Source organism: Arthrobacter sp. TE12232 (assembly GCF_054062615.1).
The window spans coordinates 3,506,103-3,523,075 of the sequence record NZ_JBSSFK010000001.1 but is presented as its reverse complement, the minus strand read 5'-3'; the positions used below and the strand labels follow the sequence as shown (position 1 = coordinate 3,523,075).

At 68.6% G+C, this 16,973-nt stretch carries 14 protein-coding genes; 4 read left to right on the top strand and 10 right to left on the bottom strand.

The genetic code is table 11. The features are described from left to right. Positions 1 to 221: 221 nt before the first annotated feature. The gene (locus ACVWZ7_RS15730) at positions 222 to 2,360 is read right to left on the bottom strand and encodes a DEAD/DEAH box helicase (protein WP_456508417.1); all 2,139 of its coding nucleotides are present in this window, start codon (positions 2,358 to 2,360) and stop codon (positions 222 to 224) included. 388 nt (positions 2,361 to 2,748) lie between these two features. Further along, complete coding sequence (locus ACVWZ7_RS15725) at positions 2,749 to 3,402, bottom strand: MOSC domain-containing protein (protein ID WP_116765153.1); 654 nt, start codon at positions 3,400 to 3,402, stop codon at positions 2,749 to 2,751. Positions 3,403 to 3,522: 120 nt separating this feature from the next. Here ACVWZ7_RS15725 and ACVWZ7_RS15720 point away from each other — a divergent pair, with 120 nt between their 5' ends. Further along, the gene (locus tag ACVWZ7_RS15720; protein WP_456508416.1) at positions 3,523 to 4,713 is read left to right on the top strand and encodes an acyl-CoA dehydrogenase family protein; all 1,191 of its coding nucleotides are present in this window, start codon (positions 3,523 to 3,525) and stop codon (positions 4,711 to 4,713) included. Between the two features lie 197 nt (positions 4,714 to 4,910). Then, a complete protein-coding gene (locus ACVWZ7_RS15715) occupies positions 4,911 to 5,393 on the top strand; it encodes a hypothetical protein (protein WP_456508415.1) in 483 nt (160 codons plus the stop codon). Positions 5,394 to 5,454: 61 nt separating this feature from the next. Here the strand turns inward: ACVWZ7_RS15715 and ACVWZ7_RS15710 are convergent, their stop codons facing one another. The 6 genes from ACVWZ7_RS15710 to ACVWZ7_RS15685 form a co-directional block, all read right to left on the bottom strand. Beyond that, the gene (locus ACVWZ7_RS15710; RefSeq protein WP_456508414.1) at positions 5,455 to 6,216 is read right to left on the bottom strand and encodes an SDR family oxidoreductase; all 762 of its coding nucleotides are present in this window, start codon (positions 6,214 to 6,216) and stop codon (positions 5,455 to 5,457) included. Between the two features lie 35 nt (positions 6,217 to 6,251). Next, the gene (locus ACVWZ7_RS15705) at positions 6,252 to 7,658 is read right to left on the bottom strand and encodes a glycosyltransferase 87 family protein (RefSeq protein ID WP_344362000.1); all 1,407 of its coding nucleotides are present in this window, start codon (positions 7,656 to 7,658) and stop codon (positions 6,252 to 6,254) included. Between the two features lie 101 nt (positions 7,659 to 7,759). Continuing rightward, on the bottom strand, positions 7,760 to 9,106 hold the full coding sequence (locus tag ACVWZ7_RS15700; RefSeq protein ID WP_116765158.1) for an MFS transporter: 1,347 nt from the start codon (positions 9,104 to 9,106) through the stop codon (positions 7,760 to 7,762). Then, positions 9,103 to 9,648, bottom strand: a complete 546-nt coding sequence (locus tag ACVWZ7_RS15695; RefSeq protein WP_456508413.1) for a winged helix-turn-helix transcriptional regulator — start codon at positions 9,646 to 9,648, stop codon at positions 9,103 to 9,105. The genes ACVWZ7_RS15700 and ACVWZ7_RS15695 overlap by 4 nt, the downstream gene beginning before the upstream one ends. 61 nt (positions 9,649 to 9,709) lie before the next feature. After that, positions 9,710 to 10,918 (bottom strand): cystathionine gamma-synthase, encoded by a 1,209-nt coding sequence (locus ACVWZ7_RS15690; RefSeq protein WP_456508412.1) that lies wholly within the window; start codon positions 10,916 to 10,918, stop codon positions 9,710 to 9,712. Between the two features lie 17 nt (positions 10,919 to 10,935). After that, positions 10,936 to 12,321, bottom strand: coding sequence for a cystathionine beta-synthase (locus ACVWZ7_RS15685; RefSeq protein WP_116765161.1), 1,386 nt, complete (start codon positions 12,319 to 12,321; stop codon positions 10,936 to 10,938). 93 nt (positions 12,322 to 12,414) lie between these two features. On the opposite strand from ACVWZ7_RS15685, the gene ACVWZ7_RS15680 reads away from it, so the two are divergent. Continuing rightward, a complete protein-coding gene (locus ACVWZ7_RS15680) occupies positions 12,415 to 13,584 on the top strand; it encodes an SLC13 family permease (RefSeq protein ID WP_344361991.1) in 1,170 nt (389 codons plus the stop codon). 52 nt (positions 13,585 to 13,636) lie between these two features. On the opposite strand, the gene ACVWZ7_RS15675 is transcribed toward ACVWZ7_RS15680, so the two are convergent. Then, on the bottom strand, positions 13,637 to 14,053 hold the full coding sequence (locus ACVWZ7_RS15675) for a VOC family protein (protein ID WP_456508411.1): 417 nt from the start codon (positions 14,051 to 14,053) through the stop codon (positions 13,637 to 13,639). A gap of 164 nt (positions 14,054 to 14,217) precedes the next feature. Between ACVWZ7_RS15675 and ACVWZ7_RS15670 the strand changes: the two genes are divergently transcribed. After that, positions 14,218 to 15,198: a DNA-3-methyladenine glycosylase family protein gene (locus ACVWZ7_RS15670; RefSeq protein ID WP_344361985.1), complete on the top strand. Its 981-nt coding sequence runs from the start codon at positions 14,218 to 14,220 to the stop codon at positions 15,196 to 15,198. Between the two features lie 90 nt (positions 15,199 to 15,288). Here the strand turns inward: ACVWZ7_RS15670 and ACVWZ7_RS15665 are convergent, their stop codons facing one another. Next, positions 15,289 to 16,965: an AMP-binding protein gene (locus ACVWZ7_RS15665; RefSeq protein WP_456508410.1), complete on the bottom strand. Its 1,677-nt coding sequence runs from the start codon at positions 16,963 to 16,965 to the stop codon at positions 15,289 to 15,291. Positions 16,966 to 16,973: the final 8 nt, after the last annotated feature.

Below are 16,973 nucleotides of genomic sequence, written 5' to 3'. Positions count from 1 at the left end.
TACTCTACCGGAAGATTCGCCCACCAACAAATCGGCGCCCGAACGACGGCGGTACTGCCGAAAGTCGCGGAAATCAGGGCTTCCAAGGCAGTACGGGGCGGCAAAATCGGCCTCCCAGGCCGACCGTCCGCCCGCGGTGTGACGAAGCGAACACAGGCGCGGAAGCTTAAAGAAGAAAGGGCCGGCTCAGGAGCCGGCCCTCTCTCAGATAGTGCTAGTGGTTACCACTTGTTGCGGGGTTTGAAGCCGCCTTCGTGGCGGGGCTTGCGGGTGTCGGTGCCGACGCTCCGCTCGGAACGCTCGCTGAAGGAGCGGCCGCCACGGTCAGCGGAGGACCGCTCGCCGTCGCTCTTGCGGAATTCGCGCTTGAAGCCGCCGTTGCCCTTGAAGTTGCCGCTGCCACCGGAGTAGCCGCCGCGGTCTCCCCCACGGTCGCCGCCGCGGTTGCCCTGGTAGGAGCCACGCTCGCCGGAGGGCTTGCGGCCGTTGTCGAGCTCGAGGTGGATCAGCTCGCCGCCGATCCGGGTGCGGGACAGTGCCTTCAGCTGATCGGGGCTCAGGTCTGCCGGGAGCTCCACGAGGGAGTGGTCCGAGCGGATGTCGATGCCGCCGATCTGGGCCGAGGAGATGCCGCCTTCGTTGGCAATGGCGCCCACGATGGAACCCGGCATGACGCGCTGGCGGCGTCCGACGGCGATCCGGTAGGTGGCGTTGCCCTCGGTCAGCGTACGGGTCGGCCCGCGGGAGCCGAAGCCGTCCTTGGAGCGTTCGCGCTTCTGGAATTCCGGCGCGGCCGGGAGTTCCTTGACCAGCAGCGGCTGTCCGCCCTGGGCCATGACGGCCAGCGCGGCTGCAATCTCGGCGGCCGGCACGTTGTGCTCTTCCTCGTACGAGGAGATGAGGTCGCGGAATGCCGCAACGTCCTCGGACTCGAGCGTCTCCGTGATCTTGTCGGCAAACTTGCCCAGGCGCAGGGTGTTGACGGTTTCGGCGGTGGGCAGGTGCATCTGCTCCACCGGCTGGCGTGTGGCCTTCTCGATGGAACGCAGCAGGTACTTCTCCCGCGGGGTCATGAACAAGATCGCGTCGCCGGAACGGCCCGCGCGGCCGGTGCGGCCGATGCGGTGGACGTAGGACTCGGTGTCGTGCGGGATGTCGTAGTTGACCACGTGGCTGACGCGCTCGACGTCAAGGCCGCGGGCCGCGACGTCGGTGGCGACCAGGATGTCGATCTTGCCGTCGCGCAGGGCCTCGACCGTACGCTCACGCTGCTGCTGCGGGATGTCGCCGTTGATGGCGGCAGCCTGGAAGCCGCGGGAGCGCAGCTTGTCGGCGAGATCCTCGGTGGCCATCTTGGTCCGCACGAAGGCGATGACGCCCTCGAACTCTTCGACCTCAAGGATGCGGGTCAGCGCGTCGAGCTTGTGCGGGCCCATGACCTGCAGGTAGCGCTGGCGGGTGTTGGCGCCCGTGGTGGTCTTGGACTTGACCTGGACCTCGGCCGGGTTGTTCAGGTACTGCTTGGAGAGCCGGCGGATCTGGCTCGGCATCGTGGCGGAGAACAGCGCAACCTGGCGGCCCGCGGGGGTCTGCTGGAAGATCTGTTCAACGTCCTCGGCGAAGCCCATGCGCAGCATCTCATCGGCCTCGTCCAGCACGAGGTACTGGAGTTCGGACAGGTCCAGGGAACCCTTGGAGATGTGGTCGATGACGCGGCCGGGGGTTCCGACAACAACCTGGGCGCCGCGGCGCAGGCCGGCCAGCTGGGGGCCGTAGGCGGAGCCGCCGTACACCGGCAGGACGGTGAAGTCGTCGATGTGCTTGGCGTAGGAGGTGAAGGCCTCGGCAACCTGGAGCGCAAGCTCGCGGGTCGGCGCCAGGACCAGGGCTTGGGTCTTGCGGGACGGGCCGTTGAGGTCGTGGAGCTCGGCCAGGCGGGACAGCGCCGGTACTGCGAATGCTGCAGTCTTACCGGTACCGGTCTGGGCCAGGCCCACGACGTCGCGGCCTTCGAGCAGCAGCGGGATGGTTGCTGCCTGGATCGGGGACGGCTTCTCGTAGCCGACGTCCTGCAGGGCAGCGAGGACGCGGCCGTCGATGCCGAGGTCAACGAACTTAACGCCCTCATCTTCGGTGTCCTCGTCCTTGGACGGGGCGGACTTGGCCTCGGTCCCGGCTTCGGTCGTGGTGTCAGCCTGCGGGGCGGCCTCGGCTACCGGAGCCTCAACGTTCGCAGGAGCCTCGGTGAATTCCGGGGCGGAGCCGGCTGCGGGGGCAGCCGTTTCAGAAGTCTCGACGTCGGCCTGGCTGTTCTCGGTGGCGAGTTCGGTGTCGACGGAGTTGTTCTGATTTTCGGGCATAGGTGAAATTTCCTCATCCATAGGGGCCAAGCGGCACAACCCGAGGTGAGCGGAGCCGCAGTACGCGTGACACGAGTTGCCGGGCGTACGTTGACCGGCGGGTCACAGAAGTCCGGCGCTTTCGCAATCCCGTGGCAGGACTTCCCGCTGCATCTCTTGGCTGCTATCCCAGCAGTCTGTACAGCGTTTTCTTTTGCCGGCTCTCCCTATGAAAATGCCCGCATCACATTTTGCGGGCCCCAACACTTACCAGTCCTGCCTCAAGAATTGGGCAGGAATAAGGGATTTCCGGAGTGGGGGATAGTTCCAGTGTAGGGCATGAACCAGAACAGTGGTAATTGAGGGGCCGACGGCGGCGGGTGAGCTTGCGCACACCGGCGCGGCACGGCTACACGCCAAGCTGTCGCTGCAGCCTCTCGAATCGCTCGTGATATTCGGGCTGGAGGCGGATCTCGCCGTCAGCGTCGGCGTCGCGCAGGGCTTCCATATCCTCCAAGGTGGGATCGGTGAACCACTTGGCAACGGTCACGCCGTGGACCGGGACAAAGATCCGGTGGATGTGGTCTCCGGCCTCGATGCTGCCGGTCCGTACCACCCGCAGGTACGTGCCGACCTTGCCCGCCTCGGTGAACCGCTTGACCCAGTGCGGCTCGCCCATCCGCCGCTGAAACGTGGCGCAGGGGACGCGCGGGGAGGTGACTTCCACCTCGACGTCCAGTCCAATCTTCCAGCGTTCGCCGATCACAGCATTGGAGGCGCTGAGTCCTGAGATCCGCAGGTTTTCGCCGAAGATGCCCGGCGGCATCTCCCGCCCGAGCTCCCCTGCCCAGTAATCGGCGTCGTCCTGCGAGTACGCGTAGAGAGCCTGGTCCTCGCCGCCGTGGTCCATCCTGCTCGCCTGGACATCACCGCGCAGGCCGAGTTTGTGGACCCGTACCGGGCCGTCCACGGGGCGCTTGTCGATCGCGGTGACCCCGACGCTGCCGGGATCTTCGAGCAGCTGGTGAACCCGGCAGACAGCAAGCACAGATGCGGTTTCCATGGCACCAGTGTAGGCCCGCCCGGGCACCGGATTCAGCGCCCGCACCGGTCCCCGTGCACCGGGCGGGCACCACCGGGCTGAGCACCACCGCTACGAGCGGAGCCGCCGTAGGATGCTGGCATGAGCAACGAGGCCAACCTTTCCGATGTTTCCGATGTCCTGGCGATCGATTCCCTGCTGAGCGCCGGGGAGCTGGCCGTGCGGGAGCGCGTCCGCGACTTCACCAACCAGCGCATCCGGCCCGGGATCGCCGGCTGGTACGACGACGCCGTGTTCCCCCTGGACCTCGCCCCGGAGCTTGGCGAACTCGGCGTGCTCGGCATGCACCTGGAGGGCTACGGCTGCCCCGGCCGCTCCGCCGTCGAGTACGGCCTCGCGGCAATGGAGCTTGAGGCCGGCGATTCCGGCATCCGCACCTTTGTCTCCGTGCAGGGCTCCCTCGCCATGACGGCCATCCACAAGTGGGGCTCCGAGGACCAGAAACAGGAGTGGCTCCCCCGGATGGCCGCCGGCGAACTGATCGGCGCCTTTGCCCTGACCGAGCCCACGGCCGGCTCGGACCCCGCCTCGATGAAGACCTTCGCCCGCCGCGACGGCTCCGCGGACACCGCCGGCTGGGTCCTGGACGGCGCCAAACGCTGGATCGGGCTCGCGTCGGTGGCGGACGTGCTGGTGGTGTGGGCCATGACGGAGGACGGCGTGCGCGGCTTCCTCGTCCCCGCCGGCACCCCGGGGGTCACCGCAACGCCGATCGGGCAGAAGCTCTCGATGCGCGCTTCGATCCAGTGCGACATCACATTCGACGCCGTCCGGCTGGGTCCGGAGGCGCTGCTGCCGGCGGCGCGGGGGCTCCGGGGCCCGTTCTCCTGCCTCAACGAGGCCCGGTACGGGATCGCCTGGGGCGCGATGGGCGCCGCCCGGGATTCCTACGAGGCGGCCCTGGCCTATGCCCAGGAGCGGCTGCAGTTCGGCAAGCCGCTGGCCGGGTACCAACTGACGCAGGAGAAGCTCGTGAACATGCTCCTGGAAATCCAGAAAGGCACCCTCCTGGCCCTGCATCTGGGCCGGCTCAAGGACGCCGGCAGGCTGCGGCCGGAGCAGATCTCGCTCGGCAAGCTGAACAACGTCCGGGAGGCGCTCAGCATTGCCCGGGAGGCCCGCACCATCCTGGGCGGCAACGGAATCACACTGGACTATTCGCCCCTGCGGCACGCCGCCAACCTGGAATCCGTCCGCACCTACGAGGGCACCGACGAGGTCCACACCCTGGTCCTGGGCCAGCACATCACGGGGATCCCGGCCTTCCGCTAAGCCCGCGAGCCCGCGAAGGCGATCCCGGTCGTGAGGTACGTATGGGGCCAGTGATACAAGTGGTGACTGCTGAGATTTCGGGTAGCCAGCACTCGTGTTCTCCCTGGGGCGCATTCGTAGAGTGGTGCCATCGCTCCGGAGGGCGGCACGCTGCCTGTCCGACGGATCGGAACAGGATGCCGGGTTAGGGGGACATCATGGGTCTCAATGCCAAGTCAGCCGCGTGGACGCTCCGGTTCTTTCCGGCACGTCACGCCACGACCAGCGCGGGCGTGAACGATCAGGACATTTTGGGGGCTGACCAGGGACCCCGCAGGTACCGTGCCCGCATCGCCACGGCACCTGTTCTGGACCGCAACCGCCTTCAGGAGAGCACAGGCACACTCCAGTCCTGGCGGTTCCACGACTTCGTCACTACATTCCAGCTCATGCTTCCCCACCGGGTCGAAAAGGTTCACCGGGCCTTGACCGTCGGGGACTGGGAAGACGCGCGCCTCGCCGCCCAAAGCCTGTCCTGGTCCGCATCCATTGCCGGTGCGTGCCAGCTCCAACTCATGGCCGACCTCATTGATGCCGACCTCCAGTCCGGACGCAACGCCCGGGCACGCGAGACGGCCTGCCTCCTCCAAGGCGCCGCCACCGAACTGGCAACAGCCCTCGCCCTGCTGACCGCCGACTGACCGGATCCGGCCACCACCGGATCAACGACGTCGGCGTGCAGGGAAGCGGGGTCCGGGGACCTCAGGCGGAGAAGCCGCCGTCGGCCTTGACCAGCTGCCCGGACATCCAGCGGCCCTCGGGCGAGAGCAGAAACGCGACCGTGCCGGCCACGTCCGCCGGAGTGCCCAGCCGGCCGCCGGGCTGCCGGACGGCCAGTTCGCCGCGGAGCACGTCATCCATCCAGCCGGTGTCCACGGGTCCCGGGTTGAGGACGTTGGCGCTGATCCCCAGCGGGCCGAGCTCCCGGGCCGCCGCGATCACGATCCGGTCCAGCGCACCCTTTGACGCTCCGTAGGGCAGGTTGAAGGCGGTGTGATCGCTGGTCAGCGCCACGATGGCCCCGCCGTCGGGACCCGCCTGCCGGGCGAAAGCGGCAATCAACTGCCAGCTGGCGCGGGTGTTGACCGCGAAGTGCCGTTCGAAGCTCGCCAGGGACGTATCCAGGATGCCGGAGTCCACGGATTCGGCGTGGCTGAGCACCAGGCCCTCCAGGGTTCCGGCCTCGGCCGCCACCGCGGCCATCAGCCCGTCCACGGCCTGCGGGTCTTCCAAATCCGCCGGCAGGACCACGACGGCGGCGCCGGTCGCCTGCAGCTCGACGGTGAGGCGTTCGACGTCGTCGGGCTGGACTCCCCACGGCATCCGGGCGTCGTAGTCCTGCCAGTAGCTCAGGACGAGGTCCCAGCCGTCCGCGGCGAGGCGGCGCGCGATGCCGGCGCCGATTCCGGCGAGCCGGCCGACGCCGGTGACGAGGGCAGTCTTACGGGGTGACGGGGAGCTCATGGCGAACAGCCTAGCGCCGCCCGGCGGGGCGGCAGCTACGAGGAGACCGCGGAGGTCCGGACGTCCACTTCGGCGGCAGGCATGGAAGCAAGGTCAAGCTGCGGCGCCACCGAGTCCCGGCGCAGGGCGACGAGCCAGCAGACCAGGAGGGCCACGGCGCAGAACACCCCGGCGCTGGAGGCCATGATCCACAGGCCCGGTGTCTGGAGGTCGAGGTTCTGCGCGCCCAGCGCCGTGCCGATGGTCTTCGGTGAGAACAGGAACACCAGGATCGAAACGCCCAGCACCCCGCCCATGGTCCAGCGCATCCGGGCGTAGCGGCGGGGGGTTTCGCGCAGGGTCCAGGCGAAGGCCGGGAAGACCGCCGCGACCCACACCCAGTGATGGGACCAGGAGACCGGGCTGATCAACAGCATGGTCAGCGCCGTCGCCGCAACAGCGACGACCCGGGCGCCCTGGTCGCTGGCGGCCTTGATGACTCCTGCGCCCAGGGCCACGACCGCCAGGCTCAGCACGAGCCACGGCACGGTGACGAGCGGTTCCGGAACGCCGAAGTGCAGCAGCGCGCCCTTGAGGGACAGGTTGTCCACATAGCCCGCTCCGCCCATCCGGGAGGTGTCCGGCAGCATCTGGAGCCAGAACTGCAAGGACTCGACGGGACGCAGCAGCCAGCCGATCACCACCGTGACAGTGAAGCCGGCGGCCATGTTGCACAGTCCGCGCCAGTCCTTGCGGACCACGTAGTACAGGCCGAACACCAAGGGCGTCAGCTTGATGCCGGCGGCGACCCCCACCAGGAAGCCGCTGCCGGGGACGCCGCGGGTCCAGCGCGAGTTCCGGGCCAGCAGGTCCGCGGCCATCAGGCCCATCAGCAGGATGTTGATCTGGCCGAACACCAGGGTCTCGCGCCACGGACCGAGATTCAGCAACGCCAGGACCACGACGGCGGCGGCCCAGCAGTTGCGCGGGGACCGGAAGGTGGCGCGCCAATTGGTTTTGGCGTTCCAGTAACGGACCGTGCGGACGGCGGCCAGGATGCCGACGACGGCGCCGGCGGTATTGAACAGTGTCAGCGCGGTCACCTGCGGCAGCCGGGCCAAGAAGCTGAAGAGCAAGGCGGCGAACGGCGGATACGTGAACTTCAGCCCCGGGCCCCCGGCCCAGTCCACGTTTCCCGCGTACAGGTCCGACGGCGCGGCGCCGGCGTCGTTGAGGATTTTCCCGCCGTACCAGTAGACGCTGAAGTCCAGTCCGTGCTTGGCCCAGACCCCGAGCGACACCCAGATGAAGTAGCCGACGGCAGCGATGGCCACTATGACGGAGAGCCACAGCAGTATCCGGACCGGTTGTGTCGCGCTCAGCGGTTTCGGGACGGGCCGTATCGGGAGGGGCGGTTTCGGGTCCGGCTGCGCCGGGCGGTCTTCGGAATCGAGCACTGACATGAATTCCCCAATCGGGCTGCTGGTGTAGACGCTTGCCGAATGGTCGGTTCCGTCCGGGCGGCCGAAACGCGCCCTCGCTGTCGGGTCAGTCTACAGAACAGCTACGCCGCAGCCGGGACCGTGTCCGTCTTTCTGGCGTCCTTGCGGATGGTGGCGCTGATGACGGCGGCGATCGTGCACATCGCGGCGGCGGCGAACCAGGCGTAGGTGTACTGGCCGGTGGCGTCCCGGACGGCTCCGGCCGCCAAGGCGGCAGCGGCCGCGCCAAGCTGGTGGGCGGCGAACACCCAGCCGAACACGACGCTGCCGTCGGCGCCGAACACCTGGCGGCAGATCGCGGCGGTGGGCGGCACCGTGGCCACCCAGTCCAGGCCGTAGATGACGACGAACACGATCATGCTGGGCTGCACCGTGGCGCTGAGCAGCAAGGGCAGGACCAGCAGCCCGATACCGCGGAACTGGTAGTACACCGCGAGCAGGATCCGGGGGTTGAAGCGGTCCGTGAGCCAGCCGGAGGCGATGGTTCCGACGATGTCGAAGAGCCCGACGACGGCGAGCAGGCCCGCCGCGGTGGTTTCCGGCATGCCGTGGTCGTGGGCCGAGGGGATGAAGTGGGTGCCGATCAGCCCGTTGGTGGTTGCGCCGCAGATCGCGAAGCCGGCCACGAGGGCCCAGAAGGTACGGACCTTGCTGGCCCGCTTGAGGACCTGCAAGGCCCGGACGGCCGCGTTGCGGCTGGGTTCGGCGGCTTCCGGCGCGGCGGTCTCGGGCCCGGCAGTCTCATCGGAGGTCCCGTCGGCGGCCGGCGGCGTGGCCCCGTAAGGCAGCACGCCGACGTCGGCCGGTGAGTTCTTCAGGAACTTCAGCACGAGCGGCACTACCGCGAGCGCGCCGGCACCGATGAGGAGCGAGGCCTGGCGCCAGCCCGGGTCCTGGGCCAGGAGCGCAATGAAGGGCAGGAATACGAGCTGCCCGGCGGCGCTGCCGGCGGTGAGGATGCCGATCACCAGGCCCCGGCTCTTGGCGAACCACGTGTTGGCGACGGTGGTGGCGAAGACCAGTGCCATGGACCCGGTGCCGAGTCCGATCAGCAGCCCCCACGTCAGCAGGATCTGCCAGGACTGGTTCACGAGGACCGTCAGCGCGCTGCCGGCGCCGATCAGCATCAGGGCCACGGCGGTGACGGCGCGGATGCCGAAGCGTTCCATGAGGGCCGCAGCGAACGGTGCCGTGAGCCCGAACAGTACGAGGTTGATGCTGACCGCGGCAGAGAGCACGGTCGTGGACCAGCCGAACTCGTTCTGCAGCGGCACCATCAGCACGCCCGGGGCGGCACGGAACCCGGCCGCGCCGACGAGCGCGAGGAAGGCCACGGCGGCCACGCCCCACGCCGGGTGGATCCGGCGGCGGACGGGCGCGGGGGTCAGAGTGTCTTGGGGGGCGCTCATGCGGCGGTTCCGTTCTGGGGCTGGGACTTGGGCCGGCCGGGGACCGGGGTCTGCGCGCGGGCCGAGGCCAGCGGCACGGGGTCGGCGGTGCGGGTCAGGCTGTGCCAGCTCGTGTTCCCGGCCGTCAGCCGCTCCCCGCAGGCAGTACAGGTGTCCGCAGAGGAGGTCCTCGCCCCGCAGCCGTTGTGAATGACGAACATGTGCGCCTGCTCGGAAGGGGCCGGGAGGTGCTTTTCGGCCCAGATGACGACGGCGTTGAGCACCGGCAGGGCGTCCTCGCCCTTGGTGGTGAGGACGTATTCCTGGCGGGTGCGGCCGCCGTCGTCGTAGGGCCGCCGGGTGAGCAGCCCGGCGTCGACGAGCCCGCCGAGCCGCTTGGTGAGCACGGAATCGGCTGCTCCGAGCCGCTGCTTCATGGCCTCGAAGCGGCCGTTGCCGAAGAAGACCTCGCGCAGGACGAGCATGCTCCAGGGATCGCCGAGGATGTCGAGGCCGCGGGCCATGCTGCAGGTCCGCTGGGACCAGTCGGATCGGAGTGCCATGCAGCCAACCCTAGCTGACTCTCTTAGAGAAAGCTAGGGTCGGCACTGCGGGAACGGGTGGCTAGCTGCCGCCGTCCAGGGCGGAAAGCGCGGCGTCGAGGTCGGCGATGAGGTCCTCGACGTCCTCGATGCCGCACGAGAGCCGGATCAGGTTGACCGGGACCGCCAGTTCGGTGCCCTTGACCGAGGCATGCGTCATTTCGGAGGGGTAGTTCATGAGCGATTCGATCCCGCCCAGGGACTCGGCCAGGGTGAACACGGAGGTCGATTCGGCCACCTTGCGTGCCGCGGCTTCGCCGCCCTTGAACTGCACGGAGATCATGCCGCCGAATTTCTTCATCTGCTTCCTGGCGAGCTCGTGGCCCGGGTGGGAGGGCAGTCCCGGGTACAGCACGGCCTCCACTTCGGGGCGTTCGAGCAGCCATTCCGCGACGGCCTGGGCGTTGTCGCTGTGCCGGTCCATCCGCACGCCGAGGGTTTTCAGGCCGCGGGTGGTGAGGAAGGCGTCCATCGGACCGGACACGGCGCCGACGGCGAACTGGACGAAGCCGATCTTCTCGGCCAGCTCCGGGTCGTTGACCACGATCGCGCCGCCGACGACGTCGGAGTGTCCGCCGATGTATTTGGTGGTGGAGTGCACCACGACGTCGGCGCCGAGGGCCAGCGGGTTCTGCAGGTACGGCGAGGCGAAGGTGTTGTCCACGACGAGGAGGGCACCGGCGTCGTGCGCCACCTTGGCGAGGGCCTCGATGTCGGTGATCTTCATCATCGGGTTCGACGGCGTCTCCACCCACACTAGGCGGGTCTTGCCGCCGCCGTCGGCAGCACCGCCGGCGGCCACGGCCTTGGCGACGGCGTCGAGGTCGGACATGTCCACCGGGGTGTTGCCGATGCCCCACTCCCCCAGGACCCGGCTGATGAGCCGGTAGGTGCCGCCGTAGGCGTCGTTGCCGAGCACGATGTGGTCACCGGGCCGGGTCAGGGCACGGATCATGGAGTCCTCGGCCGCCAGACCCGAGCTGAAGGAGAATGCGGCGGTCCCGCCCTCCAGCGCGGCCAGCTGCTCCTGCAGGGCATCGCGGGTGGGGTTGGTGCCGCGGCCGTATTCGTAGCCGGCGCGCAGTCCGCCGATCCCGTCCTGCGCGTAGGTGGAGGAGAAGTGCACGGGAGGCACCACGGCGCCGGTGCGCGGCTCGAAGGCCTGGCCGGCGTGCACGGCGCGGGTGTTGAAGCCGGTCTTCTTCGCGGAAGAGCTTTCTGGCAGAGACATGGGACTCCTTGAACTGGTCAGTTGCTGAGGTAGGCGAGGAGGTCGTGGCGGGTCAGGATTCCCACCGGAGCGCCGACGAACGTCACCATGAGGGTGTCGGCGTCGGAGAGGAGTTCGCGGGCGGTCGAGATCGATTCGAGGGAGCCGATCACGGGCAGCCGGGCCTCCATGTGTTCGGAGATCTTGTCCGAGAGCTTGGCCTCGCCCCGGAAGAGCTTGGCCGTGAGCGTGCGTTCGTCCACGGCGCCAAGGACCTCGCCCATCACGACGGGCGGTTCCTGGGACAGGACGGGGATGTGCGAGACGCCGAACTCGTTCATGATGTTGATGACATCGCGGACGCTCTCGTTCGGGTGGATGTGGACGAGGTCCGGGAGTTCCCCGGTCTTGGCCTTGAGGATCTCGCCCACCGAGGCCTCGTCCCCGCCGGCCAGGAAGCCGTAGGAGCGCATCCACTGGTCGTTGAAGATCTTCGCGAGGTAGCCGCGTCCGGAGTCCGGCAGGATGACCACCACGACGGCGTCCGCCGGGAGGTCCCTGGCGACCTCCAGCGCGGCCACGACGGCCATGCCCGAGGACCCGCCCACCAGCAGGCCTTCTTCGCGGGCCAGCCGGCGCGTCATCGCGAAGGAGTCGGCGTCGCTGACGGCAATGACGTCGTCCGGGATGGACTTGTCGTAGTTGGCCGGCCACATGTCCTCGCCGACGCCCTCGACAAAGTAGGGGCGGCCCGTGCCGCCGGAGTAGACCGAGCCGGCGGGATCGGCGCCGATGATCTTGACGACGCCGCCCTCGGCCTCGGGCCGTCCGGCGGAGACTTCCTTCAGGTACCGGCCGGTGCCGGTGATGGTGCCGCCGGTGCCGGCGCCGATCACGCAGTGCGTGATCCGGCCGTCGGTGTCGTTCCAGATCTCGGGTCCGGTGGTTTCGTAGTGGCTTGCCGGGGCGGCCGGGTTGGAGAACTGGTCCGGCTTGTAGGCTCCGGGGATTTCGGTGACGAGCCGGTCGGAGACGCCGTAGTAGCTTTGCGGGCTGTCCGGCGGGACGGCGGTGGGGGTGACCACCACTTCGGCGCCGTACGCCTGGAGCACGGCCCGCTTGTCTTCGCCGACCTTGTCCGGCACGACGAAGATGCAGCGGTAGCCCTTCTGCTGCGCCACGAGCGCCAGGCCGACGCCGGTGTTGCCCGAGGTGGGTTCCACGATCGTGCCGCCGGGCAGGAGTTTGCCCGTCCGTTCGGCCTCCTCGATCATCTTGACCGCGATGCGGTCCTTGATCGAACCGCCGGGGTTCAGGTATTCCAGTTTCACCAGGACGGTGGCTGCAATGCCGTCGGTCACGTGGTTGAGCTTGACGAGCGGTGTATGGCCGATGAGGTCCAGAACGGACGGGGCGTACTTCATAGGTACCAAGTTACCGTCTCCGGCGGACGGGCACGTCGGCGCAGTCCCGTCCCCTTGAGGTGCGACGATTGGGCGGTGAAGTGGATCGCCCGGATGAAGAGGTTCAAGAGCTATGCGCTGCCGGCGGGCATGCTGCTGGCAGGGTGCGCGGCGCTGGCGTCGGGGCTGCTGCCGGTCCAGGCGTTCGACGAGCTGGCGGCGCGGACTGTGCCGGTTCTGGCGTTTGTCGTGGCAATGTCCCTGGTCACGGAGCTGGTGGATGACGCCGGGCTCTTCCGCGTGGTGACGGAGCGGCTGGCCGCTCTGGGCCGTGGCCGGGTGTTTCTGTTGTGGCTGCTCGTGATCGCCCTCGCCACCGTGTCCACGGTGTTCTTGTCGCTGGATACGACGGCGGTACTGGTGACGCCCGTCGTCGTGCTGCTGGCCGTTCATGCCCGGATTCCGGCGCTGCCGTTTGCCATGACCACGGTCTGGCTGGCGAACACGGCGTCGCTGCTGCTGCCGGTCTCCAACCTGACCAACCTGCTGGCGCAGGACCGGCTCAAACTGAGCCCCGCCGCGTTCGCCTCGCTGGTGTGGGCGCCGGCCGTGGTGGGCATCCTCGTGCCGCTGGTGCTCCTGTGGCTGGCGTTCCGGAAGGATCTGCGCGGCCGCTACGGGCCGCAGCCGATCCACAAAGTGCGGGACCGGGTGCTGCTGTACGCGGCGTCCGGGGTGATGGTGGTCCTGCTGCCGGCGCTGGTTTCCGGGATTCCGGTGCAGATCCCGGCGATCGCGGCGGCGGCCGTCCTGCTCCTGCTGTTCCTTTGGCGGCGCCGCTCCGCCCTGCGCTGGTCCATGATTCCGTGGCGGCCGCTCATGCTCACCTCGGGCCTGTTTATGGTGGTGGAGACCCTGCACGCGAACGGGCTCACCCGCTTCCTGACCGGGATTGCCGGCACCGGGGACAGCCTGCCGGCGCTCCTGCAGCTCGCCGGGCTGGGCACCGGGGCCGCCAACGCCGTCAACAACCTGCCTGCCTACCTGGCCCTGGAACCGGTGGGCGGCTCCCCGGCCCGGCTGGCGGCGCTGCTGATCGGAGTGAATCTGGGTCCGCTGGTCACCCCTTGGGCTTCGCTGGCCACGCTGCTGTGGCACGAGCGGCTCCGCGCACTCAACGTGGACATCCGCTGGGGCGGCTTCGCCGTGGCAGGCGTCGTCGCCGTCGTCCTGGTAATCCCGCTGGCAGTCCTGGCGCTCTGGCTCAGCACAGGGATGCACTGACCTGCTGCGGCCGCCTGCCGGAATCGGTCAACCCGGCACATGAGTACGCCACTCAGGCGCCGATGTCATTCCCCGGGTCCGCGCCGCCCGCCGGCACCGCGTTCTGCCACAACCCCACCACGTTGCCTTCACTGTCCTTGAAATAGGCATTCCATCCCATCCCCGGGACCTCCAGCTTTTCACGGACCACGGACCCGCCGCGGGCGGCGATGCTCGCCAGTGCGGCATCGATGTCGTCGACGTCGATCGTGACAACCGGTGCCATAAGGTCCCCGCGCCGGAACAACCCGCCGTTGATGGACCCGGTGACGGCGGGCCGGCCGTGCTCGTCCATCGGCGTCGTCATGGCCAGGCTGTACTCCATTTCGGGCATGACCTGGAAACCCCAGCCGAAGATTGAACTGTAGAACTCCCGCGCCCGATCCTCGTCGTCTGCGGGAATCTCGAAATGCACCACTCCACCGGCCATGATCTGCTCCTGGCGGCCCCAGGGCCCGGGCCAACGGCAGGACCGCCGCATGGGTGTCCCAGCCGGATTCTAGCCCCGGAAACCGCGCAGATTTAGGGCCGTTTGGCTCACCTGCCGGAACCTCCGGTGCGGGGGCTTTCCGTCCGGCGTGGGAACATATTCGGATGACCCTCGCAGACGTTCCCGCCGGCCATGCCGCCGCGGCGGACGCCTCTTTGCGGTGGCGGCCCGGCGGCCCCTTCGACCTGATGCAGACGGTCGGGCCGCTGCTGAGGGGGCAGGGGGACCCTTCCATCCGCACATCACCGGGCGCCGTGTGGTTTGCGTTCACGACGCCGGCCGGCCCGGCGTCGCTTCGGCTCGTGTCCTCCGGGCCCCGGACCGATCCCGCCGTCGATGTCCAGTCCTGGGGCCCCGGCGCCGCCGACGCCGCGGCCTCCGTTCCGCGCATGCTGGGCCGTGACGACGACTGGACGGCTTTTGATGAGCCGGCCTTCCACGCCACGCTCCCCCGCATGGTCGTCGAAGCCCGGCGCCGCAACCTCACCGTCCGGCTGCCCGCCACCGGACGGATGGTCGACGCGCTCGTGCCGACCATCCTGGAGCAGAAGGTCACCGTCATTGAGGCCCGCCGGGGATACCGGTACCTGACGTACCGCTTCGGGACAGCTGCCCCGGGCGCCGGGACGGTGGCCCCGGCCAACCTCATGCTCCAGCCCACGCCCGGCCAGTGGCTGCGCATTCCGTCCTGGGAATGGCATAAGGCCGGGGTGGGTCCGCAGCGCTCGGCGACCGTCATGCGTGCGCTGCGCTCCGCCGCCGCGCTGGAGCGGCTCGCCGACCTCCCCGCCGCGGAAGCAGCGGCGAAACTGCAAACCATCCCGGGGATTGGAGTGTGGACGGCCGCCGAGGTGGTGCAACGCACGCACGGCTGCCCGGACTCGATCGCGGTGGGCGACTACCACCTCGCGGCCTACGTCGGCGCTGCCCTGACCGGTCGCCGGACGGACGACGCCGGCATGCTCAGGCTTCTGGCGCCCTGGGCAGGGCACCGGCAGCGGGTGGTCCGGATGATCGGACTCAGCGGCTTCCGCAAACCGACCTTTGGCCCGCGGATGACCATCCAGGACCACCGTGGGCACTAGTCCCGTCCTCCCACCAGCGGGGCTGGCCGCGTTCCGGAATCACCCCGCCATAAAACAACACGCCCGACCCGGCCACCACCAGCAACGCGGTTAGAGTCCCAGGCGGGCCGCGGCCTCCTGGCGCATGTCCACCTTGCGGATCTTGCCGGAGACGGTCATGGGGAAGCTTTCCCGGACGTCGACGTAGCGCGGAATCTTGAAGTGCGCCAGCTTGCCCCGGCAGAACTCGGCCAGGCCGGCGGCATCCAGCGGCGCAGCCCCGGGCTTCATGATGACGCAGGCCATCAGTTCTTCGCCGTACTTGGCGTCCGGGATGCCGATCACCTGCACGTCCTGGATGTCCGGATGGGTGTAGAGGAATTCCTCGATTTCGCGCGGATAGACGTTCTCACCGCCGCGGATCACCATGTCCTTGATACGGCCTTCGATCACCACATACCCGTCCTGGTCCATCCGGGCGAGGTCCCCGGTGTGCATCCACCCCTCGGCGTCGATCGCTTCGGCGGTCTTGTCCGGCTGGTTCCAGTACCCCAGCATCACGGCGTAGCCGCGCGTGCAGAGTTCGCCGATCCCGCCGCGCTCCAGCACCTCCCCCGTGACCGGGTCCACGATCCTGCTCTCCAGGTTCGGCATGGTCCGGCCCACGGTCTCGGTCCGCTGGGCCATTGTGTCCACGCTCCGGGTCATCGTGGACACCGGCGAGGTCTCCGTCATCCCGTAGCAAATGGCGACGTCTTTCATGTTCATTTCGGAGATGACCCGGTTCATCACCTCGATCGGGCACAGTGATCCGGCCATGACGCCCGTGCGCAGGGTCGAGAGGTCGTAGGAGGTGAAGTCCGGCAGGGCGAGCTCGGCGATGAACATGGTGGGCACCCCGTAGAGGGACGTTCCGCCGAAGTCCTGCACGGCTTCCAGTGCCGCGGCCGGTGAGAATGACCGGCCGGGGATGATCGTGGCGGCGCCATGGCTGAGCGCCGCCAGGTTCCCGATCACCATTCCGAAGCAGTGATAGAACGGCACCGGGATCACGACGCGGTCGTGTTCGGTGTAGCCGAGTTGTTCGCCGATGGAATAGCCGTTGTTGAGGATGTTGTGGTGCGTCAGCGTGGCGCCCTTGGGGAAGCCCGTGGTGCCGGAGGTGTACTGCAGGTTGATGGGGTCGTGCGGGTCCAGCGCCGCCATGCGCGCCTGCAGCGCGGAGTGCGCGACGTCGTCAGCCCGCTTGAGCAGTTCGGCGTATGTCCGCTCCGCCTCGTGCTCGGGTTCGCCGGCGGTGAGACCTTCCGCGCCGGCGTCCGGGAGGAAGACGAGCTCGCGCAGCTCCGGGCAGGCTGCCAACGCCTGGCGTGCCATGCCGGTGTAGTCGCTGTTCCTATCTGACGGCGCCATGACCAGCATCCGCATGCCGCTCTGTTTGACCACGAACTCGAGCTCATGGCTGCGGTAGGCGGGGTTGACGTTGACCAGGATCGCCCCGGTCTTCGCTGTCGCGTACTGCAGGATGGTCCACTCGGCACAGTTGGGACTCCAGATGCCGATCCGCTCGCCCTTCGCGACGCCCAGGGCCAGGAGCGCTCGTGCCAGGCGGTCGACGTCGTCGTTCAGCTTGGTATAGCTCCACCGCCGGGCCTCTTCGCCGGGCACTGCGGCCGCCTCGATCAGGGCATCGTGATAGGGGAACCGCGCCGCGATCCGTTCGAAGTTCGCGCCAATGGTTTCCTCGAGCAGCGGGACGTCAGTGTCCCCGCCTGTGTAAGCAAGCATGGTGTGAC

What these genes read in the sequence shown, in the direction of transcription:
- ACVWZ7_RS15680 (WP_344361991.1), top strand. Translation starts at nt 12,415, where the DNA reads ATGAAGAGGTTCAAGAGCTATGCGCTGCCGGCGGGCATGCTGCTGGCA.
- ACVWZ7_RS15690 (WP_456508412.1), bottom strand. Translation starts at nt 10,918, where the DNA reads ATGTCTCTGCCAGAAAGCTCTTCCGCGAAGAAGACCGGCTTCAACACC.
- ACVWZ7_RS15700 (WP_116765158.1), bottom strand. Translation starts at nt 9,106, where the DNA reads ATGAGCGCCCCCCAAGACACTCTGACCCCCGCGCCCGTCCGCCGCCGG.
- ACVWZ7_RS15675 (WP_456508411.1), bottom strand. Translation starts at nt 14,053, where the DNA reads ATGGCCGGTGGAGTGGTGCATTTCGAGATTCCCGCAGACGACGAGGAT.
- ACVWZ7_RS15715 (WP_456508415.1), top strand. Translation starts at nt 4,911, where the DNA reads ATGGGTCTCAATGCCAAGTCAGCCGCGTGGACGCTCCGGTTCTTTCCG.
- ACVWZ7_RS15720 (WP_456508416.1), top strand. Translation starts at nt 3,523, where the DNA reads ATGAGCAACGAGGCCAACCTTTCCGATGTTTCCGATGTCCTGGCGATC.
- ACVWZ7_RS15710 (WP_456508414.1), bottom strand. Translation starts at nt 6,216, where the DNA reads ATGAGCTCCCCGTCACCCCGTAAGACTGCCCTCGTCACCGGCGTCGGC.
- ACVWZ7_RS15670 (WP_344361985.1), top strand. Translation starts at nt 14,218, where the DNA reads ATGACCCTCGCAGACGTTCCCGCCGGCCATGCCGCCGCGGCGGACGCC.
- ACVWZ7_RS15705 (WP_344362000.1), bottom strand. Translation starts at nt 7,658, where the DNA reads ATGTCAGTGCTCGATTCCGAAGACCGCCCGGCGCAGCCGGACCCGAAA.
- ACVWZ7_RS15665 (WP_456508410.1), bottom strand. Translation starts at nt 16,965, where the DNA reads ATGCTTGCTTACACAGGCGGGGACACTGACGTCCCGCTGCTCGAGGAA.
- ACVWZ7_RS15730 (WP_456508417.1), bottom strand. Translation starts at nt 2,360, where the DNA reads ATGCCCGAAAATCAGAACAACTCCGTCGACACCGAACTCGCCACCGAG.
- ACVWZ7_RS15695 (WP_456508413.1), bottom strand. Translation starts at nt 9,648, where the DNA reads ATGGCACTCCGATCCGACTGGTCCCAGCGGACCTGCAGCATGGCCCGC.
- ACVWZ7_RS15685 (WP_116765161.1), bottom strand. Translation starts at nt 12,321, where the DNA reads ATGAAGTACGCCCCGTCCGTTCTGGACCTCATCGGCCATACACCGCTC.
- ACVWZ7_RS15725 (WP_116765153.1), bottom strand. Translation starts at nt 3,402, where the DNA reads ATGGAAACCGCATCTGTGCTTGCTGTCTGCCGGGTTCACCAGCTGCTC.